Annotated in this window: 31 protein-coding genes and 1 pseudogene; 21 read left to right on the forward strand and 11 right to left on the reverse strand. The window is 44.9% G+C overall.

Going from position 1 to position 25,142, the window contains the following annotated elements; genetic code table 11:
* The first annotated feature begins 65 nt into the window (after positions 1 to 65).
* Entirely contained in the window at positions 66 to 650 is a 585-nt protein-coding gene (gene xpt, locus ACNFN4_RS04615; RefSeq protein ID WP_014418223.1) for a xanthine phosphoribosyltransferase, read from the forward strand.
* The gene (gene pbuX, locus ACNFN4_RS04620; RefSeq protein ID WP_014418222.1) at positions 647 to 1,951 is read left to right on the forward strand and encodes a xanthine permease PbuX; all 1,305 of its coding nucleotides are present in this window, start codon (positions 647 to 649) and stop codon (positions 1,949 to 1,951) included. Before xpt ends, pbuX begins: the two co-directional genes overlap by 4 nt.
* A gap of 253 nt (positions 1,952 to 2,204) precedes the next feature.
* On the opposite strand, the gene ACNFN4_RS04625 is transcribed toward pbuX, so the two are convergent.
* Positions 2,205 to 2,480: a hypothetical protein gene (locus ACNFN4_RS04625; protein ID WP_448200019.1), complete on the reverse strand. Its 276-nt coding sequence runs from the start codon at positions 2,478 to 2,480 to the stop codon at positions 2,205 to 2,207.
* Between the two features lie 349 nt (positions 2,481 to 2,829).
* On the opposite strand from ACNFN4_RS04625, the gene ACNFN4_RS04630 reads away from it, so the two are divergent.
* Positions 2,830 to 3,396, forward strand: a complete 567-nt coding sequence (locus tag ACNFN4_RS04630; RefSeq protein ID WP_014418176.1) for a cysteine hydrolase family protein — start codon at positions 2,830 to 2,832, stop codon at positions 3,394 to 3,396.
* Positions 3,397 to 4,172: 776 nt separating this feature from the next.
* On the opposite strand, the gene ACNFN4_RS04635 is transcribed toward ACNFN4_RS04630, so the two are convergent.
* Positions 4,173 to 4,436, reverse strand: a complete 264-nt coding sequence (locus ACNFN4_RS04635) for a hypothetical protein (protein ID WP_017418009.1) — start codon at positions 4,434 to 4,436, stop codon at positions 4,173 to 4,175.
* Positions 4,437 to 4,658: 222 nt separating this feature from the next.
* Between ACNFN4_RS04635 and ACNFN4_RS04640 the strand changes: the two genes are divergently transcribed.
* The gene (locus ACNFN4_RS04640) at positions 4,659 to 4,967 is read left to right on the forward strand and encodes an MGMT family protein (protein ID WP_014418174.1); all 309 of its coding nucleotides are present in this window, start codon (positions 4,659 to 4,661) and stop codon (positions 4,965 to 4,967) included.
* 28 nt (positions 4,968 to 4,995) lie between these two features.
* Here the strand turns inward: ACNFN4_RS04640 and ACNFN4_RS04645 are convergent, their stop codons facing one another.
* On the reverse strand, positions 4,996 to 5,604 hold the full coding sequence (locus ACNFN4_RS04645; RefSeq protein WP_014418173.1) for a GNAT family N-acetyltransferase: 609 nt from the start codon (positions 5,602 to 5,604) through the stop codon (positions 4,996 to 4,998).
* 166 nt (positions 5,605 to 5,770) lie between these two features.
* Here ACNFN4_RS04645 and ACNFN4_RS04650 point away from each other — a divergent pair, with 166 nt between their 5' ends.
* The 7 genes from ACNFN4_RS04650 (at position 5,771) to ACNFN4_RS04680 (ending at position 12,835) form a co-directional block, all read left to right on the forward strand.
* The gene (locus tag ACNFN4_RS04650) at positions 5,771 to 6,871 is read left to right on the forward strand and encodes a type III polyketide synthase (RefSeq protein ID WP_182071776.1); all 1,101 of its coding nucleotides are present in this window, start codon (positions 5,771 to 5,773) and stop codon (positions 6,869 to 6,871) included.
* Complete coding sequence (locus tag ACNFN4_RS04655; protein ID WP_003153565.1) at positions 6,871 to 7,377, forward strand: isoprenylcysteine carboxyl methyltransferase family protein; 507 nt, start codon at positions 6,871 to 6,873, stop codon at positions 7,375 to 7,377. The genes ACNFN4_RS04650 and ACNFN4_RS04655 overlap by 1 nt, the downstream gene beginning before the upstream one ends.
* Before the next feature lie 72 nt (positions 7,378 to 7,449).
* Positions 7,450 to 7,545: a Fur-regulated basic protein FbpC gene (gene fbpC, locus ACNFN4_RS04660; protein ID WP_025284905.1), complete on the forward strand. Its 96-nt coding sequence runs from the start codon at positions 7,450 to 7,452 to the stop codon at positions 7,543 to 7,545.
* Between the two features lie 182 nt (positions 7,546 to 7,727).
* On the forward strand, positions 7,728 to 11,309 hold the full coding sequence (locus tag ACNFN4_RS04665; protein ID WP_448200020.1) for a dynamin family protein: 3,582 nt from the start codon (positions 7,728 to 7,730) through the stop codon (positions 11,307 to 11,309).
* A gap of 67 nt (positions 11,310 to 11,376) precedes the next feature.
* Positions 11,377 to 11,634 (forward strand): YpbS family protein, encoded by a 258-nt coding sequence (locus tag ACNFN4_RS04670; RefSeq protein WP_012117818.1) that lies wholly within the window; start codon positions 11,377 to 11,379, stop codon positions 11,632 to 11,634.
* Positions 11,635 to 11,710: 76 nt separating this feature from the next.
* Positions 11,711 to 11,854: a hypothetical protein gene (locus tag ACNFN4_RS04675; protein WP_017418007.1), complete on the forward strand. Its 144-nt coding sequence runs from the start codon at positions 11,711 to 11,713 to the stop codon at positions 11,852 to 11,854.
* Positions 11,855 to 11,947: 93 nt separating this feature from the next.
* A complete protein-coding gene (locus ACNFN4_RS04680; RefSeq protein WP_020955969.1) occupies positions 11,948 to 12,835 on the forward strand; it encodes a 5'-3' exonuclease in 888 nt (295 codons plus the stop codon).
* Positions 12,836 to 12,840: 5 nt separating this feature from the next.
* Here ACNFN4_RS04680 and sspL read toward each other — a convergent pair whose 3' ends face one another.
* Genes sspL through ACNFN4_RS04695 form a run of 3 tightly spaced genes read right to left on the reverse strand, consistent with a single transcriptional unit; the run spans position 12,841 to position 14,100 of the window.
* A complete protein-coding gene (gene sspL, locus ACNFN4_RS04685; RefSeq protein WP_003153575.1) occupies positions 12,841 to 12,969 on the reverse strand; it encodes a small, acid-soluble spore protein L in 129 nt (42 codons plus the stop codon).
* Between the two features lie 51 nt (positions 12,970 to 13,020).
* Positions 13,021 to 13,413, reverse strand: coding sequence for a reverse transcriptase-like protein (locus ACNFN4_RS04690; protein ID WP_039255083.1), 393 nt, complete (start codon positions 13,411 to 13,413; stop codon positions 13,021 to 13,023).
* 6 nt (positions 13,414 to 13,419) lie between these two features.
* A complete protein-coding gene (locus tag ACNFN4_RS04695; RefSeq protein ID WP_012117815.1) occupies positions 13,420 to 14,100 on the reverse strand; it encodes a queuosine precursor transporter in 681 nt (226 codons plus the stop codon).
* Between the two features lie 81 nt (positions 14,101 to 14,181).
* On the opposite strand from ACNFN4_RS04695, the gene ACNFN4_RS04700 reads away from it, so the two are divergent.
* Together ACNFN4_RS04700 and ACNFN4_RS04705 are read left to right on the forward strand one after the other, a co-directional pair.
* Positions 14,182 to 14,853 (forward strand): ribonuclease H family protein, encoded by a 672-nt coding sequence (locus ACNFN4_RS04700; RefSeq protein ID WP_020955966.1) that lies wholly within the window; start codon positions 14,182 to 14,184, stop codon positions 14,851 to 14,853.
* Positions 14,854 to 14,855: 2 nt separating this feature from the next.
* Entirely contained in the window at positions 14,856 to 15,038 is a 183-nt protein-coding gene (locus ACNFN4_RS04705) for a zinc-finger domain-containing protein (protein WP_033574700.1), read from the forward strand.
* Between the two features lie 26 nt (positions 15,039 to 15,064).
* Here ACNFN4_RS04705 and ACNFN4_RS04710 read toward each other — a convergent pair whose 3' ends face one another.
* The gene (locus ACNFN4_RS04710) at positions 15,065 to 15,322 is read right to left on the reverse strand and encodes a DUF2564 family protein (RefSeq protein WP_007409519.1); all 258 of its coding nucleotides are present in this window, start codon (positions 15,320 to 15,322) and stop codon (positions 15,065 to 15,067) included.
* Between the two features lie 162 nt (positions 15,323 to 15,484).
* On the opposite strand from ACNFN4_RS04710, the gene ACNFN4_RS04715 reads away from it, so the two are divergent.
* On the forward strand, positions 15,485 to 15,667 hold the full coding sequence (locus ACNFN4_RS04715) for a hypothetical protein (protein ID WP_020955965.1): 183 nt from the start codon (positions 15,485 to 15,487) through the stop codon (positions 15,665 to 15,667).
* 51 nt (positions 15,668 to 15,718) lie between these two features.
* Here ACNFN4_RS04715 and cspD read toward each other — a convergent pair whose 3' ends face one another.
* The 4 genes and pseudogenes from cspD to metA form a co-directional block, all read right to left on the reverse strand.
* Positions 15,719 to 15,919, reverse strand: a complete 201-nt coding sequence (gene cspD, locus ACNFN4_RS04720; RefSeq protein WP_003153604.1) for a cold-shock protein CspD — start codon at positions 15,917 to 15,919, stop codon at positions 15,719 to 15,721.
* Positions 15,920 to 15,934: 15 nt separating this feature from the next.
* Positions 15,935 to 16,046, reverse strand: a pseudogene (locus ACNFN4_RS04725) (hypothetical protein); the annotation flags it as partial.
* A gap of 94 nt (positions 16,047 to 16,140) precedes the next feature.
* The gene (locus tag ACNFN4_RS04730; protein ID WP_007409520.1) at positions 16,141 to 17,283 is read right to left on the reverse strand and encodes a diglucosyl diacylglycerol synthase; all 1,143 of its coding nucleotides are present in this window, start codon (positions 17,281 to 17,283) and stop codon (positions 16,141 to 16,143) included.
* A gap of 224 nt (positions 17,284 to 17,507) precedes the next feature.
* Entirely contained in the window at positions 17,508 to 18,413 is a 906-nt protein-coding gene (gene metA / locus ACNFN4_RS04735) for a homoserine O-acetyltransferase MetA (RefSeq protein WP_003153608.1), read from the reverse strand.
* A gap of 283 nt (positions 18,414 to 18,696) precedes the next feature.
* On the opposite strand from metA, the gene ACNFN4_RS04740 reads away from it, so the two are divergent.
* The 7 genes from ACNFN4_RS04740 (at position 18,697) to ACNFN4_RS04770 (ending at position 25,127) form a co-directional block, all read left to right on the forward strand.
* Positions 18,697 to 19,179, forward strand: coding sequence for a glutathione peroxidase (locus ACNFN4_RS04740; RefSeq protein WP_014418163.1), 483 nt, complete (start codon positions 18,697 to 18,699; stop codon positions 19,177 to 19,179).
* A gap of 11 nt (positions 19,180 to 19,190) precedes the next feature.
* Entirely contained in the window at positions 19,191 to 19,799 is a 609-nt protein-coding gene (locus ACNFN4_RS04745; protein WP_014418162.1) for an HD domain-containing protein, read from the forward strand.
* A 68-nt stretch (positions 19,800 to 19,867) separates the two neighbouring features.
* A complete protein-coding gene (locus ACNFN4_RS04750) occupies positions 19,868 to 21,001 on the forward strand; it encodes a conserved virulence factor C family protein (RefSeq protein WP_032873313.1) in 1,134 nt (377 codons plus the stop codon).
* Between the two features lie 252 nt (positions 21,002 to 21,253).
* Complete coding sequence (gene ilvD / locus ACNFN4_RS04755; protein ID WP_007409524.1) at positions 21,254 to 22,930, forward strand: dihydroxy-acid dehydratase; 1,677 nt, start codon at positions 21,254 to 21,256, stop codon at positions 22,928 to 22,930.
* An 81-nt stretch (positions 22,931 to 23,011) separates the two neighbouring features.
* On the forward strand, positions 23,012 to 23,446 hold the full coding sequence (locus ACNFN4_RS04760; protein ID WP_003153619.1) for a BrxA/BrxB family bacilliredoxin: 435 nt from the start codon (positions 23,012 to 23,014) through the stop codon (positions 23,444 to 23,446).
* A 39-nt stretch (positions 23,447 to 23,485) separates the two neighbouring features.
* A complete protein-coding gene (locus tag ACNFN4_RS04765; protein WP_017418003.1) occupies positions 23,486 to 24,256 on the forward strand; it encodes a class I SAM-dependent methyltransferase in 771 nt (256 codons plus the stop codon).
* 262 nt (positions 24,257 to 24,518) lie between these two features.
* The gene (locus ACNFN4_RS04770; RefSeq protein ID WP_007409526.1) at positions 24,519 to 25,127 is read left to right on the forward strand and encodes a YpjP family protein; all 609 of its coding nucleotides are present in this window, start codon (positions 24,519 to 24,521) and stop codon (positions 25,125 to 25,127) included.
* Positions 25,128 to 25,142 lie beyond the last annotated feature (15 nt).

The following is a 25,142-nucleotide window of genomic DNA, read 5'->3' on the forward strand; positions in this document are numbered from 1 at the left end:
TGCTTGCTCTTTTTATTGAGAGCGGGCAATGCTTTTTTTATTTTTTATAAGCGGGGGTAATCATTGTGGAAGCATTAAAACGAAAAATAGCAGAAGACGGAATTGTTCTTTCTGATCAAGTGCTGAAAGTGGATTCTTTTTTAAACCATCAAATTGATCCGGTTCTCATGCAGCAGATCGGCCGGGAATTTGCGCGCCGTTTTGAAAAAGACGAGATAACCAAAATCGTCACAATTGAATCTTCGGGCATTGCCCCTGCGGTGATGGCCGGCCTTGAACTCGGCGTTCCCGTCATCTTTGCGAGAAAAAGGAAGTCTCTCACATTAACGGAAGATCTGCTGACGGCATCCGTCTATTCTTTCACGAAAAAAACAGAAAGTCAGATTGCAATCTCCGGAAATCATCTGTCGAAAGAAGACCGCGTGTTAATCATTGACGACTTTTTAGCGAACGGACAGGCGGCAGAAGGGCTTTTATCCATCGTAAAACAAGCAGGCGCAGAGGTTTGCGGGATCGGAATCGTCATTGAAAAGTCATTTCAGCCGGGAAGAGATGAGCTGGTGAAAAAAGGATGCCGGGTCGAATCGCTGGCGAGAATTCAATCGCTTGAAGACGGAAAAGTGACATTTGTACAGGAGGTCCGTTCATGAAAAACGGCTATGCCAAAACACTTTCCCTCGGTATCCAGCACGTGCTTGCCATGTATGCCGGCGCCGTCGTCGTTCCTTTAATTGTAGGAGCGGCATTGGGACTGAACGCAGAACAGCTGACATATCTCGTATCAATTGATATTTTTATGTGCGGGGCGGCTACGCTGCTTCAAGTATGGAGGAATAAATTTTTCGGCATCGGCTTGCCCGTTGTGCTCGGCTGTACGTTCACCGCGGTAGCGCCGATTATTTCCATCGGTAAGGAGTACGGGATTTCAGCCATTTATGGAAGCATTTTGGCATCGGGTCTGCTTGTCATTCTGCTGTCGTTTTTCTTCGGTAAGCTCGTATCGTTTTTCCCGCCTGTCGTAACCGGATCTGTCGTGACGATTATCGGGATGACCTTAATGCCGGTCGCGATGAATCATATTGCCGGCGGGGAAGGCAGCGAGGATTTCGGTGATCCGTCTAACCTTGCCCTCGGATTTACGGTGCTCGTCATCATCGTGCTGCTTTATCGGTTTACAAAAGGATTTTTGAAATCCATTTCGATTTTAATCGGCATTTTCATCGGGACGGCCATCGCTTATTTTATGGGAAAAGTGCAATTTGACAATGTGGCGAATGCTGACGCAATTCAAATGATTAAACCGTTTTACTTCGGGACGCCGACATTTCATGCGGCACCGATTATTACGATGTCCATCGTTGCCATTGTCAGCCTTGTTGAGTCAACCGGCGTCTATTTCGCTCTCGGTGACCTGACAAACCGGCGCCTGTCTGAACGTGATTTAGCAAAAGGCTACCGCGCGGAAGGCCTGGCGGTATTCATCAGCGGCATTTTTAATGCTTTTCCGTACACGGCTTATTCCCAAAACGTCGGCCTCGTCCAGCTGACGGGAATTAAGAAAAACGCGGTCATCGGTGTCACGGGTGCACTTTTAATGCTCTTCGGCCTTTTTCCGAAAATCGCAGCCTTCACGACCATCATCCCGTCTTCGGTATTGGGAGGCGCGATGGTGGCCATGTTCGGCATGGTCATTTCCTATGGCATTAAAATGCTCAGTCAAATTGACTTTAAAAAGCAGGAAAACCTTCTGATCGTCGCGTGTTCGGTCGGATTGGGACTCGGTGTAACCGTCGTTCCCGATATGTTTAAGCACTTGCCGTCTTACTTAAATCTGCTGACCACAAACGGAATCGTCGCCGGAAGCTTTACCGCCGTGATTTTGAATATTGTTTATAATATGATTCCTAAAACGAAAAAAACCCTTGATGTGACAAGGGTTCAAGAGGGTTAGTCACCCGTTTTTCTTAAAAAATAACATTTTAATAACATTTCTTTATGAAATCCCGAGATCGAGGATGCTTCCGAAAGTTTGCTGAACTTTTTGTGAGGCATCCTCTTTCATTTTTTGAAAAAGAAACTAAATTGAGTGATGAGGCATCCGCCTTATTTCGCCGAAAAACCGTCCCGCACTATATGTACGTGAACGAGTATTTTGTGCACAGATCCTTACAAAAGAGAGTGAAAAGAAGGGAATGCCCCTTCTTTTAATTAATCCATCCTTCAAAAGTTGCGCGATAGAACCCTTCGATTATCTCTACTTTCTTAAGGTAATATGTAACACCATTCTTAACAGTTGTATTTGGGATATCCCATCTATGAAGGTAATCCATTGTAAAGGAATCTTTGGTTGCTTGTGTCGAAAATTTTGTTTGAGTTGAGTCGCTATTTGTATTGCCAGGGCTGGATGCAAAAGCAGGGGCAGCGGAAACGAGTAAAGCGAAAGACAAGGCAGAACCAGTTAAAACTTTTTTCAATTTCATTTAAAACACTCCTTTATTTTTTAATACACTTGTATTATTTCATACAATACAAAAATAACCAAGGGTTTTTTTGTTAATATTTTGTGAGCGTGAATTTAGTTAGGGGCGATCCTCTCATTCACTGTTGCGGTTTATGTCAGGATATTGATAAGCATATAGAGAAAAAGAGTTGATTATTGCTGGCCTTTGGTGAGCTGCAGCCTTTGAGTGAGTTGTTTGCTTTAGCTATTCCAGCGCTTTTCCAACGGGGAAGGTGCGATATGAAATTTAACACTGAAACAATTGTACAAAAGTAAAATCTTTATTTAAAATGTTATAAATAAGAATTTTCAATATAGGAGGTTATCTGATGGCAGAAAAGAAAAAAGCTTTAATCATTGTGGATGTACAAAAAGCCTTTGATGATAAAAAGTGGGGAGAACGAAATAACGTAAAGGCGGAAGAAAATATCAGCAAAATACTGAAATTATGGAGAGAAAAAGGATGGACAGTCATATACATACAACATATTTCTGATAAACCTGGTTCTTTATTTTATCCAAAAAATGAGGGGGTTGCTATAAAGGAAATCGTTAAACCTATGGATAAAGAAGTCATTATAACCAAGAAAGTAAACAGCAGCTTTATTGGTACTAATCTAGAAGAGCTTTTAAAAGCAAATGATATAACAACTGTCGTAATCACTGGCTTGACTACGCCGCACTGTGTTTCAACAACTACAAGGATGAGCGGTAATTTAGGATTTGATACATACCTGATTTCAGATGCAACAGCAGCCTTTGGAATGAGAGACCAAAATGATACATATTATGATGCAGAGACTATTCACAATATATCTCTGGCAACATTGCATGATGAATTCGCCACAATATTAACGACTGATCAATTAATCAATGATTTTAAAAAAAGAAACTGATTAACATTATGGCTAAGCCCGGCGGTAGGGATAGGCGGCTGAAAAGCATATTCAGGCGCATACAAGGGCCTCGTCGGAAAATACGGGGGTTGCCGACTCTTTTCATCGTCGCAATATCGATTGAAAAAAGGCATCTGCTTCAGATGCTTTTTTTGTTTCTTGTAAACCGGTTTCGGTAAAAATGCTCGGCGGTTAACGGGCTGATTCGGCTTCGGTTTTGAATAACAAAAGGCTTTACTAATCAGCGAATTATTCAAGATTTTTTGGCTTGTGCTGAGTCTGATGTTTTTTGATTTCCTCGAATATATTGGCTTGATCATCTTTTTGAGGCCGAGGCTCTTTGTTAAGACATTTTGGATCGATCACATTTTTAAGATCTTTGATGGTTAAAGGCTTACAGTCATCTTTTAATTCGTAGCCTAATTGTCCATTAGTTTCTAAAGTGGCATATATATCGATCAATTATTAAGGTCAGTGAAACTAAAAAAAGGGGACAGAGCCCCTTCATATTCGTAACAGCGCTCATCATTCCCATACCAGATTCCGTTCCAGAAAGAAACTCCTTTTAGATACCAATTGTTGATACCGTCCAGCAGTTGCAAAAGCAGGAGATGCTGATACAAGTAGAGCAAGAGATAATACAGAATCTGTCATAATTTTCAATTTTGACACTTCTTAGATACATGTTAGCAATCATTTATTCTCTCATCTGCACGGTAACATACGGATTTTTTTTAGTTATTACTTAAGACAAACTTTCCGCCCGTCATGAAAAATCAGCTTTTGTAGACGGCTGTCCAAGTGCCATCAGCACCATGGAAGGTGATGTTGTCTAAATAATAGGTGATTCCATTCCGGTAAATTGAAGTAGGATAATCAGGGCCAGAACCATTAAGTATGAACGTCGCCAAAGCAGATACTTCCTTCGTTTTACTTTCTGCAGAAGGTGTATCAGCAGGACCTGCGGCAAAAGCAGGGGCGGCAGAACAGAGTAAAGCGAGTGATAGGGCTGAGCCGGCTAAAGTTTTTTTCATTTTCATTGTAAACACTCCTTTTCTTTTTTTAATACAATTGTATTATTACATATTATGTTAAATAAGTACATGCTTATCTTTGTTAATTTTTTGTGAACAAACAGATAATCTATTTAAACGCAGAGTTGAAATAAGTATGATGATGAAGCAATTATCATCTATAAAAATAAGATCAGGAAGTAGCTGATTTTCTCAAAAATCATCTGCTCTTGCGAAATGAGGAGTTGCATGACATTTACGGCACGGGCGGTAGCCATTATCAAACAGATACCTGAAGGAAAAGTGATGACGTATGGTCAAATTGCCGGTCTTGCGGGAAGTCCGCGGGGAGCGAGGCAGGTTGTGCGGATTCTTCACTCCATGAGTAAAAAGCATCATCTTCCTTGGCACAGGGTCATCAATGCAAAGGGCGAAATCGGATTGAGAGATGAAGAGATGTTTTCCGTACAGAAGCTGTCTCTTGAAGCTGAGGGGGTAGCGGTCACGTCAGACGGACGGATCGATCTCAATTTATACGTCTATGATCCGAATATGTAAAAAAACCTGCCGTATATCGGCAGGTTTTTCAGTTATATGCTTTGAGCCGGCCAGAAAGGTTTTGCCGGATATAAGGCCATTCCTCCCGAAGGATGGAGTAGTAGGCGGTATCTCTGAGGCCGCCGTCGACAGCCGGAATGTGTGCGCGGCGGATCCCTTCAAATTGGGCTCCGATCCGCAAAATCGCAGTCCGTGAGCGCTGGTTGCGAACGTCGGTTTTCAGCGTCACCCTGACAGCTTGCCACACGTCAAACGCATGGGTCAGCATCAGAAGTTTACATTCCGTATTGACACCGGTCCGCTGCACGGCAGAGGCATACCAAGTGCTGCCGATCTCACACACTTCCGGAGATGCATCTGTCGGCCGCGTAAACACTTCCGCATCCATAAACCTCGTGCTCCCGACGATTCGGTCTGTTTCAAGACTCCGTACTGCAAAAGGCAATGCAAGTCTTTTTTCATAATCGGAAAGCGCGCGCTCAATATAACGCTTTGTTTCTTCGATTCCGTCAGGAACATGGGTGTAAGCGTAAGTCGTCCTATTTTCTGAAGCAGCGTCACAAAGTGCCTGAGTGTGATCAATCGCCAGCGGCTCTAACTGAACGAGTGACCCTTTAAGAATGACAGGCTTCAGCATTCCTATCACAACCTTTTTTTTATGAATGGATCAAGTATAGTCGAACGGTTTCTTATTCAAAAGGGCCAATTTCCTATTAAAATGGCATGTCAGTGAAATTCTCGATTCAAACTTATGCATACATTCAGGAAAAAAGCGGAAACCTTTATGTAAAGAGGTGATGGGCATGGCATATGTGTTATCTGTCGGAACGAGCATTCCGAAGTATCATGTCTCGCAAGAAACGGCGGCGGATTTTGCGAGAGGGATGTTTGCCGATTCATTTAAGGATATTGACCGGCTGTTAAAAGCCTTTCAAAACGGCGAAATTGAATCAAGGCAGTTTGTCCGGCCGATTGAATGGTATAAAACGGCACGGGGTTTTTCAGAAAAAAACCGGCTGTATACGGAAGAAACCGTCAAGCACAGTGCGGATGCGGCACTTGATTGTTTAACAAACCCGGATTGTTTAACAAATCCCTTTCCGTATGAAAAAGTGGATGCGATCTTTTTTATTTCCAGCACCGGGCTTTCGACACCCAGCATTGAAGCGAAAGTGATGAATCAGCTTCCGTTTTCTGCGAAAACAAAACGGATACCGATCTGGGGTTTAGGATGCGCGGGCGGAGCGGCCGGCCTGTCCAGGGCGTACGAATACTGCCGCGCGTATCCTGAAGCATACGCGCTTGTCATCGCGGCTGAACTCTGCAGCTTAACGTTTCAGCCGAACGACAAGTCAAAAAGCAACTTAATCGGAACTTCCCTGTTTGCGGACGGAATTGCCGCAGTACTAATCGGAGGAGAAAAGGCGAACCGAAACGACGTCAAACAGCCGCTTCTTCCGCGGATATTCGCCACTCAATCGGTGATGATGCCGGATGCGGAAGATGTGATGGGCTGGGAATTCACCGACAGCGGTTTTCAAGTCATTTTTTCAAGAGATATTCCCACCCTGGTTTCACAGTGGCTGAAGGACAATGTTGATGAATTTTTATTTGAATATGGTGTCAGTCCTCACGACATTAAAACCTTTCTTGCCCATCCAGGCGGGAAAAAGGTCATTGACGCCTATTTAACGAGTCTTTCAATGGACACTGGGCAGCTTGCGGCATCTCGGAAGGTGCTGCAAAAACACGGGAACATGTCTTCCGCAACTATTTTTCATGTGATAAAAGAACAGTTGCTCCACGGACGGCAGAAAGAAAACGAAAAAGGGCTGATCGGCGCTCTCGGGCCGGGATTTTCGTCTGAGCTTTTGCTGTTCGGCTGGGAAAAGGGGGCTTCTTAATGTTTTGGCTGTTTATCATGCTGCTTGCGGCCCAGCGGATTGCGGAGATGATCGTGGCTCGGCGCAATGAGCAAAAGGTGAAAAAGCAAGGCGCAGTCGAATACGGAGAAGGACATTATCCCTTTCTCGTCCTGATGCATGTGCTCTTTTTTGTCTCTCTTACAGCTGAGGTGGCGGCGTTTCAAAAAACGCTTTCTCCAAGGTGGGCCGCCATTATATGTATCATTTTATTTGTACAGGGGATCAGGTATTGGGCGCTATTATCATTAGGACGGTATTGGAATACGAAAATCCTTGTCGTGCCGGATGCGGAGCTTGTCAGAAAGGGGCCGTACAGGTGGATGAAACACCCGAACTACGCGGTCGTCATCTTAGAATTTATTTTTCTGCCGCTGTTATACGGAGCGTATTGGACACTGTTTCTCTTTTCGATTCTCAATGCCTGCATGCTCACTGTGAGGATTCGCGCCGAAGAGAAAGCGCTAGAAGAAAACACCGCAAAATAGAGATTGAAAATCATTCTCACTCATGATAAGATATAAATATGAAAATGATTCTCATTCAAGGTGGTGCCGAAAATGACAATGTTATTTTTATTTGCAGCCGTTTGTACATACAGTGTTTTAATTGGTTTCGTATTGAAAAAAGTTTCGAATAAATCGATGTCTTCTTAAACATCTGCGGTTTTTCCTGCCGCGGGTGTTTTTTCTTTATCAGCTGCCGATATCGGCGGCTTTTTTGCGTTTCCTGAAGAAAAGTGTGCCATTCTTGTGTAAAATGGGGGAGAGGTTTTTTTCAGAGCTTTCTAAAAATGAAAACGTCATTTGATGCGACAGACACAAAGGGGTAAAGACACATGACAGAAGAAGAACGCCATAACAGGGAGATTTTCAGCAGAACGGGTGCCTTATACGCACAATTTTTGGATCATCAGGATGAAAAACGGGCCGATCAGCTCGCGGCCATTATGAAAAAAGCGGCTGATGAAGAGGTTTATATCGCGTTTACCGGGCATTATTCGGCCGGAAAGTCCTCTTTATTAAACACATTGCTCGGTGAAGACATACTGCCGACAAGCCCGATTCCCACAAGCGCCAACCTCGTTGTCATCCGGCACGGTGAAGATAAAGTCGTGCTTCATACGACGGACGGGGCTTATGCAGAAATTAAAGGAAGTTACGATAAAGAACAAGTGCAGCAATTCTGTAAAGATGGTGAGCAAATTGAGACGGTGGAAGTCTATGCCGGCTTTAAGGAGTCAGAGCCTTATGCGGCCTACATCGACACACCGGGAATTGATTCGACGGACGAAGCGCATTTTTTATCTGCGGCTTCGGTTCTCCATCAGGCTGACGCTTTATTTTACGTCGTTCATTATAATCACGTTCATTCAGAAGAAAATATGATGTTTCTCAGTTCCATCAAAGACCGTATTCCGAATTTGTTTCTGATCGTCAACCAAATTGACAGGCATGATGAAACTGAAACGAAGTTTGAAGCGTACCGCAGGCAGGTGGAAGATATGCTTGAAGACGCGGGAATACCGAAAGAATCGCTTTTCTTTACGTCTGTCACTGAGCCTGACCATCCTTTAAACGGCATGGAACAGCTGAAAAAACATCTGCAGAAGCTGAAACAGCAGGCAAAAACAAATTTATGGTCCTTAACGGAGAGAAAAGTCGCACACTTAGTCAAAGAGCATACAGAGATGCTCATAAAAGATGATAAAAACGGCAGCGGAGAGCAGTTTGACAAACAAGAAGCACTTGTCCGTTCTGTTGAAGATGAGCTTAAAAAAGCCGTTCAACAGGCTGAAACAGCAGAGAAAGACATCAGAAAAGACGTGCAGAACATATTGCAAAACGCTAATCTGACACCCTTTGAGATGAGGGAGCTTGCATCTGCTTATATTGAATCACAGCAGCCCTCATTTAAAACCGGATTATTCTTTTCAAAAGCGAAAACGGCTTCGGAAAAAGAAAGAAGGCGTGCTGAATTTTTTGCCGATATTAAAAAAAGAACGGAAGGGGAAGCGGATTGGCATATTATCGACACATTTACGAAAGCGGCCAAGCGGTATGAAGCGGATTCGGACGAACTGATCAGGAAAATCCAGGCGTACCGTACACCGCTTTCTGATGATATCACCGCTCAGGCCCTTAAGCAGGGAGCGGCCTTTTCATCTGAATACGTATTAACTTATACGAAAGACCTCGCTGAAATGATCAGAAGGGAAGCCAAAAGACAGACAGCGGAACTCATTGAGGAGCTGACCGCTTATGTTCAGACAAAAAACGGACCGCTCATTGAGAACTTGAAAAACCGGCTCGAAAAAGAAAAGAAAATAAGGGATGAGCTCGCGCAATCGGCAAAAGAAGAACGCAATGCCTTGGAAAAAGCAGCCCGAGTCCGCGCTTTGTGGGAAGAAGAATTGATTTGTGATACGGGAAGCGGCGACTGGTATACGCGAAAAAAACGCCTTGCGAAAGCGCCCGTCCAAAAAGAGAAACCAAAAGAGGCTGTACAGCATGAAGTAAGCAAGTCCGAAAAAAATGCGATGAAGGAACTTTCTATAAAAGAGCAGACTGATCGGTTCTATGAACTTGCCGGGATTCTTGAGTCCTCGAGCATATTAGGAAAACAGGCAGAAGCCTTTCGAAGCAGGATTGAGCGGCTTGAAAACCGCCAGTTTACCTTGGCGTTATTCGGCGGATTCAGTTCCGGTAAATCATCATTTGCAAATGCGCTTGTCGGTGAATACGTGCTTCCGTCATCACCGACGCCCACAACGGCTACGATCAACAAAATAACGAAACCGCAAGACGGCAAACCGCATAAATCTGCGGAGATCGTTTTTAAAACGGAGGAGGAGCTGGACGCTGAAATGCTTCAGCTGACTGAGCTGAAAGACGCTGATGTAAAGGGGCGTTCACTGAAAGAGAGATGGAATTATGCCATTAAAAAGGGAAAAGTTCCGGATGAACTTATCCCGGTGATTCAGACGATGCTGCAGGCGTTTGATACGTACGAAGTACAGATCCGTCAAAGGCTGACACTGACGGTGCCGGTTGAAGATGTAAAACCGTACGCAGCCGAAGAAAAAACGGCCTGCTGCGTAAAAGAAGTCACCGTGTATTATGATTCGCCTCTCACGCAAAAAGGCATCACTATTGTTGATACGCCGGGAGCAAGCAGTATAAATAAGCGCCATACGGAGCTTGCCTTTCAATATATAAAAGATGCTGAAGCGTTCTTTTATATGACGTACTATCAGCATTCTTTTTCAAAAGGAGACAGGTCTTTTCTGAAGAAACTCGGCCTCGTCAAAGAAGCATTCGGCATGGATAAAATGTTTTTTGTCATTAACGCCGCCGATCTGGCCAAAACCGAAAGCGAGCTGGAAACCGTCAAAGACTATGTCCGCTCAGAACTCTCAAAAGAGGGAATTAACCGGCCGAAATTATATCATGTCTCAAGTAAAGAAGAGCTTGCGGGTAAAAAAGAAGCTTTTTATAACAGGTTCTCTGATGTAAGAACCGGGCTTGAGCACTTTATTGAGGAAGATGTAATGAGGGCCAGCTGCGCCCAGCTGAAAACAGAGGCGGACAAATTGTGCGGTATGGTGGAACAGCTTCACGAATCTCTTCACCAGTCGGCAGAAGAAAAAGAGAAAAAGAAACAGCGTCTGGAGTCTTCCTATGAAAAAGCTCTCGGTGACATTTCAAAGCGCCGTACGTCTGAGGTCATCATTCGAAAAGTGATGAAAGATACGGAAGAACAGCTCTATCACATTAAACATCGCCTGACGTTTTATGCGAATGATATGCTGAAAACCGCCTTCCATCCGGGTCTTCAAAACGGTGATTGGAAACAAAATATATCAGCGGCGCTGAATGAAGCGCTCAAGGAATTCCGTTTTGAATATATTCAAGAGCTGAAAACGCTCGATATCCGGATGACCGGTTTTATTGAGCGCCATATGACTGAGGAATGGATGGAAAACTGTCAGAAGAAGCTTATGGAAGACGGAGATTTCTCCATTTATGTCAGCGGTGAAAACGAATTTGCCGTTCAGCTGAAAGAGGTCGCTCCGGTCATTGACGTCTCGGCATTCTCACATCACGTAAAGGAAGTTAAATCACCGAAGCAGTTTTTTGAACAGAACGGAAAAGCAGCGTTTGTAGAAGGGCTCAGGCTCAGCCTGCAAAAAGTGACAGAAAAGTGGCTTGAGCAGGAGAAAGAAAGCCTTTCAGAGCGATATGCTGAGCAGGTGCGCCGTCTGCAAGAAGAAATGGCGGATAAAAGCCTGTCCCAGATCCGCGAGCAGCGGGACACTTATTTACAAGGTCTTGCGGAAAATACGAGTGCAAGGGAAATTGAACACCTTTACGAAGCCGAAAAAGCATGGAAAAAGAAAGATGAAATGCTGAAAATTTAAAAATCCGGTTGGCGGGCAGATATCAGTCGTGGTAGACTAAAATGAAAAAAGCGAGATGAAACCTTTTATGTCAGAAGTCCATAAAGCAATTTCAGCACATTCCGCAAAACAGCATCAGCACGTCAAAACATTTGTACAGCTTGATTATGAGCGTGAACAGGCCATTGAAGAAGCCATTGTAAAATGCAGACAGAATAAACCGTTCACGACAGATGCCATCAATGGCATCACCGCAAAAATGAACCAGCTGGCGAAAAAGGGCATCGTGCCGCAAAGACGATTCGTAAGTGAAGAGATGGTGAAAGAATTCGTCAGCAGACAGTAATGGATGAACCTGCCGCGTGTGTCATCAGCGCTTGCTGTACATACTATTCGTATCTTCTCTAAAGGGGGATATGACCATGGGCAGAACAAAACTGGGAAACAGAAATGCTCAGCAGAATAACAATGCCAAAAAGAAAAACGGCTTCGGACAGAAATTTGATTCTTATGCCGGCCGTGAAGCTGAAAAGCTGATGGAAAGCAATAAAAGACACGGTGAGTAACGTGACGGCAGCATCTTCCAAATGGGGGGATGCTGTTTTTTTACCGCCTTCTTTGGTAAAATAGGAACATTGAATAAAAAGGAGTTTCGATATATGAATAACAAATTACTGCTCGTTGACGGCATGGCGCTTTTATTCCGCTCGTTTTTCGCGACGGCCGTTCATCGCAATTTTATGATAAATGAAAACGGAATTCCCACAAACGGCGTCAACGGTTTTTTAAAGCATCTTATTACGGCGGTTGATACGTTTCAGCCCACACATGTCGTCTGCTGCTGGGATATGGGAAGCAAAACGTACCGCAATGATTTGTTTCAAGATTATAAGGCCAACAGAAGCGAACCGCCGCTAGAGCTGATTCCGCAATTTGACCTAGCGAAAGAAGCAGCGCGAGAGCTCGGTTTTTTAAACATCGGCATAAAAGGCTATGAAGCGGATGACTGTATCGGTACGCTTTCTGCCCTATTTTCCGGGGAAGCGGAAATTACGATTGTAACGGGTGATAAAGATCTGCTTCAATTGCTGAATCATCAAGTTCAAGTAGCGCTGCTGCAAAAGGGTATCGGCAATTATAAGGTATATACAGATGAGATATTCAGAGAAGAAACGGGAGTTCCGCCAAAAGCGCTGATTGACATTAAGGCGCTGATGGGAGACACGAGCGATAACTATCCCGGCGTTAAAGGGATCGGGGAAAAAACGGCGTACAAGCTGATCCGTGAATATCAAAACATAGACAGCTTATTAGAAAGCCTCGCTCTCTTGCCGAAGGGCCAGCAAACGAAAATTCAGCAAAGCTTGAAAGAATTGGAGCTGTCAAGGCAGCTTGCTGAAATACATTGCGAGGTGCCGTTAGTCTGTACGCTTGAAGAAGCGCTTTTTTCATTAAAGATGGAAGAGGCGGCATTAATGCTCAGACGTCATCAGATAAAAGGAATTGAAAGGATGCTCGAAAAGCTGAACGCCAGAGAGATCAGCTGATCCCTCTAGCGTTTTGTATTGCTTTTTTTTGCGTTGTTTTCAAGGGCTGATTTCGGGTCTTTATGCGCATTTCCTTCCATATTTCCCTGAGGATTCACGCCCCCGGTCAGCCGGCCTTTATTTTCTTTTCTCATAGCTGTTCACCTCATTTGTAGGATGAACAGTGAGACGCAATTTCATTCCGGTTATTTATTCAGCCGAATCGCTTTTTTTGCGAGCTGATCGGCTGTTTGGTTTTGTCTGCCGGGAATCCACTTAATGAAAAACAATGGAAATTCGGCCTTTAAGCGGATGATTTCGTCAACAAACGGCTGGAAAGCCTTGTTTTTAACCGCTTCAAGATCTGCGGCCCGCTCCACGATATCCGAATCCGTCCGGAATGACACGGACTCAAATCCGCGGGCGGCACACAGCTTCATTCCTTCAATTAAAGCGAGAAATTCAGCTTCCTGATTTGATTGGTCGCCGATCGGAATTGAGAAAGATTCTGTTTTCCCGTCATGTTTAATAAAAATACCGATACCGGACGGGCCCGGGTTTCCGGCGCTTGCACCGTCTACATAAATTTCAGCGGGCATCATCCGTCACTCTCCATTCGGTGTCATTCGTTTTGCCGCATACGCATAAGGGACAGAAATGAGTGATACCGCAAATTTAATCAGGTAAGTTGAAATGAAGATGCTGAACCATACTCCCGCGGAATAAACGCCGATAAAGGCCACGGCAGTGAAGATAAATGTATCCAGCAGCTGGCTGAGCGCCGTGCTTCCGCTGTTTCTGAGCCAGAGAAGCCTGTCTGAAGGAAAGATTCTCCGAATGGCTGAATATACATAAACATCTATCGTTTGGCTGAAAATAAAAGCCAAGAGGCTTCCGAGCGCAACACGCGGCAGAAAACCGAAAATCGTCTCAAGGGCAGGCTGTGCGATATCTGATGCAGCCGGTTTATATAAAAGAGCCCCCTGCATGGCGCATGTCAAAGCGAGCAGAGTGGAAAACCCGAGCCAGACGGCTTTGCGCGCTTCCCTGGGACCGTATTTTTCATTCAGCACATCCGTTGCGAAGAAAACGGTGCCGTACATGATATTTCCCAGTGTCGCCGTAAGCCCGAACAGCTCGACTGTTTTGACAACCTGCAAGTTGGCGCACACCGTGGCGAAACCGATCCATACGAATAGGCCCGTTTTGCCAAATCCTTTATAAAACAGAAGAACAATGATAAAATGAATGACCGCAAATAAGATCCATAACACATCGTTAAACAAAACCTGCTGACTTCCTTTCAATTTGAGAATGGTTTGATTATAGCACACGCCCGTCAACTAATGAATGGTAAGGTGATTTCAATGAATCTTAAGCCGTATATCGAAATAGAAGCAAAAGGAACAGGCCCTGTCGCGTTTTTTTCCGAAGATTGGCTGACCGTTCCGAAAGCGCGCATGCTTGCAAGAGAAGTCAGCCGCTTTCCTTATATAAAAGACATTTATTTTGAGGATGAAAAAGGCGCGAGCTGGACGCTTAAAGAATTAGAAAAGCTTACTGAAGAGCTTGCGCACGAACCTGACGACATTACAGTGTATTTCGACGGCGGCTTTGACAAAACAAGCGGACGCGCCGGACTCGGAATTGTCGTGTATTATTCTCTCGGCGGCAAGCGGCACCGCATACGAAAAAACAAAAGCTTAACGTTTCAGACGAACAATGAGGCGGAATATGCCGCTTTGTACGAAGCGCTTAAGGAAGTGCAGGAACTTGGCGCAAGCAGAAATTCAATCACGATAAGAGGGGATTCCCTCGTCGTTTTACATCAGCTTGACGGCAGCTGGCCGTGTTATGATGAAACGCAAAACGAATGGCTGGATAAAATTGAAGCGCTGCTCGAATCCTTAAAGCTGACACCGACATATGAAGCCGTAAACCGAAAGGAAAATCAAGAAGCGGATGACCTTGCCAGAAAAATTCTCTCGGACCGGCAGATTGAAAGCCGTATAACATTAGAAGGTAACGGAGATGACTGATATTGGATAAAAAAAGCATTTATAAAGAATTGACAGAGCTTCAGGATGAATATTGCAAAGACTGTTTCGTAAAAAAGCATTTCCGCAAAGAGTTTGGAAAAACGCACGCTCATTCTTTCTGCATCAAGCAATGCACGGTGGGGGAGAAGCTGAAAGCCTACGGCAAGGTGCTGACAAATCAATAAAAAATAAAACCGCAGCTTCTGCGGTTTTATTTTTCGAATTCATCGAGCTGATGCTGGCAATCGTCGAGAAGCATTCGCTGCTTTTGCAGAAAATCCTGGTCGAGAGCTTGCAGTTCACTGGATTGTGACATTGTTCTGGCATCCTGAATCGCCTGGTAAGCAGATTCCACCAAAGTTGAATTTTGGCCCCGGGTAGCCGCTCCCGTTGTTTTCTGGGCCGTTTCCACCGCTAATTCAAGCTGGCGTTTATCCGTCAGTCCGTTTGGAAAAAATTCAGAGTCCATTAAAAAACACCTCCGCAAATAGTTTGGAGATTTTTTTTTAGAAATATGTACGGAAAATAGAAAAAAATATAGAAAATAAGCCGATATAACTATTGAACCTGATTAATTAGGGCTTATTTACTATTATTCAGGGTATCTTGGGAGAGAAGGGAAAAACCAGCCGTGAATGATAATGATTTAAAAACAATCCTTCAGCAGACATTTAAAGAAATATACGGTGATTTGGGAAGTTTAGCAAAAATGGCGAAAAAAGGAATGCCGTCAATGGAGAAACAAATTGAAGAAATCGAGCAGCGCTGCAAGCAGAATCTTGTCGCAATTGAGATTCAGACGGCAATCAAATAGGAGAGGCATACGCCTCTCCTCTATTTGTCATCTGATCAACATGTATTGAGTTTAGAGTTTTACAACATTAGAAGCTTGAGGTCCACGATTACCTTCGACAATTTCAAAAGAAACTTCTTGTCCTTCTTCTAATGATTTGTATCCTTCTCCTTCGATAGCAGTGAAGTGAACAAATACGTCGTCTCCGCCTTCAACTTCGATGAAGCCGAATCCTTTTTCGTTATTGAACCATTTTACTTTACCGTTTTGCATATTGCTTAATTCCTCCTAGTACTGTAGCACCTTCGTGCTAAAAAAAATTTTGTCATCATCCAACCGTACGTATGTAAACGTTGTTAAATGATGGTTCAACTATACACCATATGGGAGCGGACGTCAAGCAGCCGCTCCCTATTTTTTATCTTTATTTTTCCAGTCACAAAGCTTAACCGGAAAAAAACAAAAAGCACACGAATCGTTCGTGTGCTTTTCTTTTACGATAATGCCATATCTGCCTTCCCGGCCATCATTTCAGATTCTTTTATAATGTCCTGCAAAATGACTTCAGAAGAGTTGGGGAGGTGAAGGCTTTTAATATTGTCCTTCATCCGGTTCAGCTTCTCCTCATCCGCAAGAAGGGAGGTGACCGACTCTAAAATTTCTTCGTGGCGGTTGACCACGACAGCCGCACCGCGATCTTCAAAGAAAATGGCGTTTTCTTTTTCCTGTCCGGGAACCGGTTTGTACAAAATAACGGGTACTCCGATCGCCGTTGCTTCCGTCAGTGTGATGCCGCCCGGTTTCGTGATCATGCAGTCTGTAATACGGAACAGCTCGTCAATTCTTTCTACATAGCCCAGAACTTTCAGCCGGTCGGCATTGTCACCTTCCAAGCTGCTGAGGGATTCTTTCAGCGAGCTGTTTTTGCCGCATACCACCACAACCTGCACCTGATCGTCATGAACGAGATTTTCGCACAGTTCTTTTACGTTTTTCAGCACACCATGCGCTCCCGCCATAATAAGAAGAACTTTTTTGTCGGGAGAGAGATTGTATTTTTTATAAATCGGCTCTTTCGGCATCGATTCCTCGAATTGAGGCCTGATGGGAATGCCCGTGATCTTTACGTTGTTCGGGTGAGTGCCGATTTCAATCAGTTTTTCCTTCACGTAATCTGTGGCGACATAATATTTATCAACATTTTCATGAACCCAGATTTTGTGAAGGCAGAAATCGGTCATAACGTTGAACGTCGGGATCACTTTTCCGGTTCTCCGTCTGTATTCCGGTACGACAATCATCGGAAATGTATTGATAATAATGTCCGGCTTATGCTCTTCGACGAGCTGGCCTAAACGTTTATTTCCCATTTTAAAATAAATATTGAATTTGCGTTTATTATAGATTTTGTCAACTCCGTAATAAAACAAACGATAAAACTGTTTCCCGATTGAGAAGCTTTTTAAATAAAGGTATTGAGTAACCTCTGAAACAATCGGATTTGACTCTTGATACAAATTGGAAACCGTCACATCTAAGCCGAGACGCAGACACTGTTCGTAGAGCGTTTTGGCCACTTGAACATGCCCGTTTCCGTAATTTGCAGTCAAAATTAATACTTTTTTATTGGTATTCAAGTAAATTCACCTCAATGTAATCAACAACAAGCAAGCTTCATGCATCGTAAGGAGTTATTGTCTATAGATAAACATAACACAAGTGCATCATTTTATAATAAGCGCGGCAACATATTTAAACTAAATTTAATTGATATGTTCCATTATTTTAAAGTTTTGTTATACGCATACTGAATCAAGAGTATTTTATCATATTTTTGTCACCGTATCACTCAAAACAAAAATTAATCCCATTCATACGGGGTTTCCTGATATACGTAATAATTCAGCCAATTCATAAACAATAACGTTGCATGAGCTTTCCAGCGGTTAACAGGTTCTTTCCCGCCGGGCGCAAAATAGTGCTTAGGAGCTTCTACGTTTGAAAGATTTCTCTCTATGTCTCTCTCATACTCCTGAAGTAGCGTATCGGTATCATATTCCGGATGACCCGTTAAGAAAATCTGTTTTTCGTCTTTTGAAACGATTAAACAGACCCCCGCTTCCTCTGAAACGCTGAGCACATCCAGATCCGAAGCCGATTGCAGCTGCTCCGTATTAATATCTGTATGCCGTGAGTGGGGCACATAGTATAGCTCGTCAAATCCTCTTACCAATCTCTCATGTTTTTTAAGAACGGTATGCTCAAACACACCGAAGATTTTTTTCGGCAGCTCCACTTTCTCAATGCCGTAATGATAGTATAAACCGGCTTGAGCGCCCCAGCAGATATGGAGTGTTGAAGTGACGTTCGTTTTGCTCCATTCCATGATTTCCTTCAATTCTTCCCAGTAAGAAACATCTTCAAACGGCAGGTGCTCAATCGGAGCCCCGGTAATAATCATTCCGTCAAACCGTTTGTGGCGGATGCTGGAAAAATCCGTATAAAATTCATCCAGATGCTGCCTTGCCGTATTTTTTGGAGTATGTGTGCTCGGAATTAAGAACGTAAAGTGAACTTGTAAAGGTGAATTCCCAAGCATCCTGAGGAGCTGGGTTTCCGTTTGGATTTTTTTCGGCATCAGATTTAAAATCACGATCTTCTGCGGCCGGATATCCTGATGAAAAGCCCGGCTTTCATCCATTACAAAGATGTGTTCACTTTCAAGCACCTGCTTAGCGGGCAGGTGATTTGGTATATTAATAGGCAACATGCCACCTCCGTTATTCCCCGTTAATTTTCTTCATTATAGAAATTTTTAAGCCATTTTTCAATCCATCCCGGCGTAATAAACCGTATTTAACGCATAATGACAGGGATAAAAGCGGCAAATGGGCATAAATTCGGAGCGGCTCTTTATTATGACGGGTAAAGAGCCGTTTGGTTCCTCGAAAAAAACGTTTTCCGTTAAGTGGAAGGAAAAAGCGGTTACCGTTTGTTTTGCAGTGTAAAACAGGTAAAATAAATGAAGAATGTAAAAAGGAGGGCCGCAGATGACAATTTACGATATAAACGTACGGACCATAACAGGCGAAGACATGACACTATCGGCTTACAGAGGCAAGGTGATGATCATTGTGAATACAGCAAGCAAATGCGGGTTCACATCCCAGCTCAAGCAGCTTCAGGAGCTCTATGATACATATCGGGAGGAAGGTCTTGAAATATTAGGATTTCCCTGCAACCAATTCATGAACCAAGAACCTGGAAACGAAGCGGAAATTCAAGAGTTCTGTGTGAAAAACTACGGGGTCACATTCCCGATGTTTGCGAAAGTTGATGTCAATGGAGCAGACGCTCATCCTCTCTTCACATATCTGACGGAACAGGCGAAGGGGATGCTCGGCACAAAAGCGGTCAAATGGAATTTCACTAAGTTTATCGTGGACCGAAACGGTGAAGTCACCGGGCGTTTTTCACCGAACGTCAACCCAAAAGAGCTTGAAGATACGGTGCAGAAGCTTTTGGCCCGATAAGAGGTGATACGGTGAACGAAAAAGAGCAGCTGGAAAGCGTCAGGAATTGGGTCAGAGAAAAGCTTATCAATGAACGAACGGGCCATGACTGGCTTCATATTTCCCGGGTCGCAACACTTTCTGTTTATATGGCAAAAGAAGAAGGCGCCGACTTATTTATCACTGAGACGGCTGCGCTGGTTCATGATCTGATTGACGCCAAGCTCGAAAAAAGCGAAAGGCTGACGGCAGGCGAAGTGACAGAACGGCTGGCTGCTTTCAACATCGCGGATGGCCCCATTCAGGAGATTACGGATATTATCACGAGAATGTCATTCAGACACAGGGAACTGCTGAAAAAGCGGCCGCTTTCATTGGAGGGGAAAGTTGTTCAGGATGCAGACATGCTTGATGCGATCGGCGCAGCGGGCATCGGCAGGGCTTTTATGTTTGCCGGGGCGAAGGGTCATCCGATGTACGGAACTCAAACAAGTGTGCTGGCCCATATAGAGGATAAATTAATCAAGCTTAAAGGCTTAATGAATACAAAAACGGGGGCCGGTTTAGCAGAGGAGCGGCATCAATTTCTTTTACAGTTCGCCGCCCGTATCCAAAAAGAGGCCGGCATTTGCAAAAGCTAAGCGGCGCAATAGAACGCTTGTGCCGACTATGTTAGAATAAGTGTCAGATTGCGCATAGGAGGACCAATATGAAGATTAAATCAATAGAACCGACGCCGAGTCCGAACACGATGAAAGTGATTTTGACTGAAGAGCTTCCGGCAGGGAAAAGCAACAATTACAAGCCCGATCAGGCAGATGATGCTCCGGCTGTCGTACGTGATATTTTAAACATTGAAGGAGTAAAGGGCGTTTATCACGTTGCCGATTTCCTGGCTGTGGAGAGAAACGCCCGTTTTGACTGGAAGGAAATTCTGCCTCAGGTCCGTTCCGCTTTCGGAATGGAACATACGGAGCAGTCTGAGAGCCGTTCTGAACAGGAATCGTTCGGTGAAGTGAAGGTTTTCGTACAAATGTTCAGCGGAATCCCGATGCAGGTCAAATTGACGGACGGCGAACGTGAAGAACGCTTCGGCCTTCCGGAACGTTTCCAAGAAGCCATTTTAAAGCTGCGTTCCGAAGCTTCAAATGTCGTATTTGAGCGGGCTTGGAAAGAACAAGGTGTGCGCTTCGGAGATTTTACCGAAATCGGACATGATGTCACAGAAGAGCTTCAGGCCGCCTACAGTGATGAACGGCTCAAACGTCTGACAGAAGCAGCCGCACAGCAAAAGGGTGAGGCCAAACCGGCAGTGCAGCGGAAAGCTTATAAAGTGACATTGGAGATGCTCGATGATGAAGACTGGAAACAGCGCTATGCCCATCTGGAGCAAATGGATCCGGATGAAGACGATTTACCAGTATTGGAAAAGGCGCTGCATGATCCGAAGACTTCGATCAGAAGACAAGCCGTCGTTTATTTGGGAATGATCGAAAAGCCGTCTGTGCTTCCGCTGTTATACAAAGCGCTTGAAGACAAAACGGTGACGGTCAGAAGGACGGCGGGTGACTGTCTGTCGGATCTCGGCGATGCGAGCGCCATCCCGGCCATGATGAAATCGCTCAGTGACTCAAGCAAGCTTGTGCGCTGGCGCGCGGCCATGTTTTTATATGAAGTCGGCGATGAAAGCGCGCTGGAAGCATTAAAAGCGGCGGAAGACGATCCGGAATTCGAAGTCAGCCTGCAAGTCAAAATGGCGATTGAACGGATTGAGCACGGAGAAGAGGCGAAAGGTTCAGTCTGGAAACAGATGACTGAAAGCAGAAAAAAAGAACAGTTATAACAAAAAGGTGCGCCATGCACCTTTTTTATTTGAATTCACTTTTTATAAAAATTATTTAGAATATTGTTGAAAAATGATTCAAAACTCTATATAGTAAGTACAATATTAATTGTTGGAGGGTTTTTATCGAAATACAGAAAGAATAGAAAAGCGAGACAGGGCAAAGATACTGTAAAATTTGCAGAACGCGCCCTAGAATAAACTGAAAATTTTAAAAATAATGCACAGTCTAAAAACAGTAGGGGGATCACCATGGCAGAATTACGCAGCAACATGATCACACAGGGAATTGACAGAGCGCCGCACCGCAGCCTTCTTCGCGCTGCCGGCGTAAAAGAAGAAGACTTCGGCAAGCCGTTTATCGCGGTCTGTAATTCATACATCGATATCGTTCCCGGGCATGTTCACCTGCAGGAATTTGGAAAAATCGTAAAAGAAGCAATCAGGGAAGCGGGCGGTGTGCCTTTTGAATTTAACACGATCGGAGTAGATGACGGAATCGCGATGGGGCATATCGGCATGAGATATTCGCTGCCGAGCCGCGAAATCATTGCCGATTCAGTTGAAACGGTCGTCTCGGCGCACTGGTTTGACGGAATGGTCTGCATTCCGAACTGCGACAAAATTACGCCGGGAATGCTGATGGCGGCTATGCGGATTAATATTCCGACCATTTTTGTCAGCGGGGGGCCGATGGCAGCCGGCCGTACAAGCGACGGCCGCAAAATTTCGCTTTCTTCAGTATTTGAAGGCGTCGGCGCATATCAAGCCGGGAAAATCGGTGAAAGCGACCTGCAGGAGCTGGAACAGTTCGGCTGCCCGACATGCGGATCTTGTTCGGGCATGTTTACGGCAAACTCCATGAACTGTCTGTCTGAAGCGCTCGGTCTGGCGCTTCCGGGCAACGGAACAATTCTAGCAACTTCACCGGAGAGAAGAGAGTTTGTGAGAAAATCAGCGGCCCAATTGATGGAGACCATCAAAAAAGACATTAAGCCGCGCGATATCGTCACCGAAAAAGCGATTGACAACGCGTTTGCGTTAGACATGGCTCTCGGCGGCTCAACCAACACGGTGCTTCATACGCTTGCGCTTGCCAATGAAGCTGGGGTTGAGTACTCTTTAGAACGCATTAACGAAGTGGCTGAACGAGTGCCTCACTTATCGAAATTGGCGCCGGCCTCGGACGTCTTCATTGAAGATCTGCACGAAGCGGGCGGAGTCTCGGCGGCCCTTAATGAATTGGCGAAAAAAGAAGGGGCGCTTCATCTTGACGCGCTGACTGTAACAGGCCGCACACTCGGAGAAACAATTGCGGGTCATGAAGTAAAGGATTATGACGTGATTCATCCGCTTGACAATCCGTTTACCGAAAAAGGCGGTTTGGCCGTCCTGTTTGGGAATCTGGCTCCGGACGGCGCCATTATCAAAACAGGCGGCGTACAGGATGGGATTACAAGACATGAAGGTCCCGCTGTCGTCTTTGATTCCCAAGATGCCGCGCTTGAAGGCATTATAAACCGCAAAGTAAAAGAAGGAGATGTTGTCATTATCCGTTATGAAGGGCCAAAGGGCGGCCCGGGCATGCCGGAGATGCTTGCTCCGACGTCTCAGATTGTCGGAATGGGGCTTGGCCCGAAAGTGGCGCTTATTACAGACGGCCGTTTTTCAGGAGCATCCCGGGGCCTTTCAATCGGGCACGTATCGCCTGAAGCGGCTGAAGGCGGCCCGCTCGCATTCGTAGAGAACGGCGACCATGTCATCGTTGACATAGAAAAACGGATTTTGGACGTACAAGTGCCTGAAGAAGAATGGGAAAAACGCAAGGCCGAATGGAAAGGCTTCGAGCCGAAAGTAAAAACAGGATATCTGGCCCGGTATTCCAAACTCGTAACAAGCGCCAATACAGGCGGAATCATGAAAATATAAAACAGAGGCCTGAACAATTGAATTCCGGCCCCCTCTATAGTATCCTTGACTTCATATAAGGATTTTAGAGGGGGCTTTTTTATGTCAATGGCTTATGAAGAATATATGCGCCAGCTGGTCGTGCCGATGCGCCGTGAGCTGACGGGTGCGGGTTTTCAGGAATTAACGACTGCTGAAGAAGTAGAAAGTTTTATGGAACAGGCAGAGGGCACGACATTGGTCGTTGTCAACTCCGTGTGCGGCTGTGCAGCCGGTCTTGCCCGTCCGGCTGCGACTCAGGCTGTTTTACAGCATGAAAAAGCGCCTGATCATACGGTTACCGTATTTGCCGGTCAAGATAAAGACGCAACTGCAAAAATGCGTGAATATTTTACGGGGCAGGAACCTTCATCGCCATCAATGGCGCTGTTAAAAGGGAAAGAGGTCGTTCATTTTATTCCCCGCCACGAAATTGAAGGGCATGACATGGAGGAAATTATGAAAAATCTGACGGATGCCTTCGATGCGCACTGCTGAAATGCCCGATTTCCGGGCATTTTCTTTTTGGAGAAAAAAATGATCACAACGAGTTACAGACCAAGCGAATATACGATACACACAGCGCAGTCACTCAGTGTCAGGCTGGGTGACACTTACTGCAGCCGCAATAAACAGCCCATTGAAAAAATGCTGGAACGAGCGGCTGGTGATCTTTTAGTCATCGGAAAGGAACGGTTCGAACTTTACACGAAGCAAGGGGAGAAGTTCTTTTTTCACCCGAATACAGCGATGTTCCGTGCAAAGCGGTTTTTGAGAGGGGAAGCCGAGCCGTTGTTAAAAGCAGCCGGATTACGCGAGGGGGATTCCTTTTTAGATTGTACGCTCGGCCTGGCATCTGATGCGATTTTGGCAAGCCTGGCAGTCGGAAAAAGCGGACAAGTTATCGGCCTGGAGAAAAACAAGCTTGTCTCATTGCTTGTAGAAACAGGACTTCAAACGTGGGAAACCGGAATGGAGCAGCTCCAAACCGCCATGAAACGCATTCAGGTCAAACATGCCGACTGCGCCGATTATTTGCGGGAGCTTCCTGATTCATCGGTAGATGTCATTTATTTTGACCCGATGTTTCACGAACCTGTTGAAACGTCAGACGGCATTGCACCGCTCCGCGCGCTGGCAGAAGAGGGTTTTAACGAAGAGTGCATCACGCAAGCCGTCCGGGCGGCGAAAAAATGCGTAGTGCTTAAAGACCATTGGAAAAGCCCGCGGTTTGAACGATACGGCTTCAAGGTGCTGAAAAGAAAGACGGCGCTTTTCCACTTCGGTGTCATCCATGTAAGCTCATGATATCATGGGCTTCTTTTTCGTTAATCAGTGATTTCCATAACGACAAAATAAAGCAGCGTGAGAAGTGATACAGTCGCAAATAAAGCGTTAATCATCTCATCCCCTCCTTTTTCTCCTTCTTATTGTAAGCGGTTTATCCGCTCGGTCACAGTTACCAATTTCCCATATTGCATGATAATACGCTGCCGGACATGACGCCGCGCTTTCATCTATGCTAAAATAAAGGAAAAGAGGACAATAAAACAGAGGGGAACAATCTGTCATGAAATTGTGGATGAAAAAGACCCTTGTGGTTCTGTTTACCATTGTAACGTTCGGTCTCGTGTCTCCTCCGGCTGCTTTGATGACAGACAAGCCTTCAGGACAGTCGAGCAGTCTTGAGCAGAATGATTACACCGCTTTTTATGATGAACATGCCCTGCCGGGAGAAGAGAAGGCAGGGCGAGAGCCTGAATTACTGTTTCAATCGTATCAGCAGCAGCTTCTCGGTGATGCTGAAAATCAATCATTTTTAAAATTCGGCAGCAAAATCTCTCCGGTCATTGAAGATGATTACAGAAGTGAAATTCTGCCGAAAATCGAAGATGTGATCACAGGACATTTAGCCAAGTTTCAAGATGATGAAGCGTATCAGGATGTGGTTATTTCCAGTAAACCGTCGGCCGGAAAAACCGAAAAAATTTTTCATGTGTATAACAGGCTGACGGGTGAAGACCTTTTAAGGTTTCACGTCCGCCGGGACCATCCTCCGCAAGACGGCTACTGGTTTAATTTTCATTACCATACCGCTGAAGACGGATTTCAATCACATCATGAGCTCGGCAGCATTTACTGGGACCGCAATACGCCGCCTGACTGGATGAGCGTGTAATAGCGAGAAGAAATA

It is taken from the genome of Bacillus sp. N1(2025), from assembly GCF_053470005.1.